The sequence below is a fragment of the Ornithinibacter sp. genome, from assembly GCF_035443565.1.
In the GTDB taxonomy this organism is placed as follows: Bacteria; Actinomycetota; Actinomycetes; order Actinomycetales; family Dermatophilaceae; genus Fodinibacter.
The window spans coordinates 1-1,233 of record NZ_DAORSO010000390.1 but is presented as its reverse complement, the minus strand read 5'-3'; the positions used below and the strand labels follow the sequence as shown (position 1 = coordinate 1,233).

General features: G+C 74.3%; 1 protein-coding gene and 1 pseudogene. Both read right to left on the bottom strand.

What is annotated here, in order from left to right; genetic code table 11:
* A partial coding sequence (locus tag PLL68_RS15435; RefSeq protein WP_324535610.1) for an agmatine deiminase family protein occupies positions 1-1,019 on the bottom strand: 1,019 nt, incomplete at its 3' end.
* A 25-nt stretch (positions 1,020-1,044) separates the two neighbouring features.
* A pseudogene (locus PLL68_RS15430) lies at positions 1,045-1,233 on the bottom strand (hydrolase); the annotation flags it as partial.

Sequence of the window (1,233 nt, the reverse complement as noted above, 5' to 3'; positions counted from 1 at the left end):
CGCGGCTGCTGCTGGGTGATGCAGTGGATGCCGCCCCCGCGGGCGAACAGCGGCCGGGCGTCCACCCCGACGACCTGCCGACCGGCATACGCCTTCTCCAGCACGGCCAGTGACGCGGCATCCTGCGGGTCGTCGTAGGTGCAGGCCACGACCCCGTCGTTGACGACGAGGTGGTTGATGTAGGACCAGTCGACGATGCCGTCCTCGTCCTCGAGGGTGCGCGGGGCCGGCACCCTCACGACCTCGAGCGGCTCGCCGCGGGCGTCGCGGGCCGAGGACAGCAGGCCCTCGAGCTCGACGGACACCTCGTGGTCGGGGTGTGCGGGGTCGCCCTGCCAGTGCAGCAGCACGACGCCGGGGGAGGCGAACGTGGCGACGATGTCGACGTGCCCGCGGGTGCCGAACTCGTCGTAGTCGCGGGTCAGGCCGCGGGGCAGCCAGATGCACGTCGTCGCACCGATGGTGCGGGCCATCTCGGCCTCGACGTCGGCCCGGGTCAGGCCCGGGTTGCGGCCCGGGTCGAGCTGCACCGTCTCGGTGAGCAGCACCGTACCCAGGCCGTCGACGTGGATGCCGCCGCCCTCGTTCACGAGGTCGCTCGCCACCCGCGTCGCGCCGGCGCGCCCGGTGACGAACTCGCCGATGCGGGCGTCGTTCCCCCAGGTCGCCCACTCCTGGGCACCCCAGCCGTTGAACACCCAGTCGACCGCGCCCAGCTCACCCGTGGGCGACACGACGAAGGTCGGCCCGATGTCGCGCATCCACGCGTCGTCGAGCGGCGCCTCGAGCAGGTCGACCCGGTAGTGGCCGTGACGCCCCTCGCCGATCCAGCGGCGGGCGACGACGACGGCATCCGGGTCGACGACGAGGGTGACGGGCTCGAACCGCGACACCGCGAGCGCGACGTCGGCCCACGTGGCCCGCGCCTCGTCGGCGGCGGCCTCGCTCTCTCCGAGGGTGTAGCCCGATGACGGCCACGCCATCCACGTGCGCTCGTGCGGCACCCACTCGGCCGGCATCCGCCAGTGGTCGGCGGCGCTCACCTCAGGCCTCCCGGCGGTGCTGGGGGCGGGTGGGCTCGGTCAGGGCGGCGTAGGAGTCGGGGCGGCGGGTGGCCAGGAACGGGAACAGGTCGATCCAGTCGCGGCCCTGCGCGAGGTCGAGGTCGGCGACGAGCGCCGCGGCCTCGTCGCGCGGGGCCTGCACGAGCACCCGGCCGTAGGGGTCGGCGAT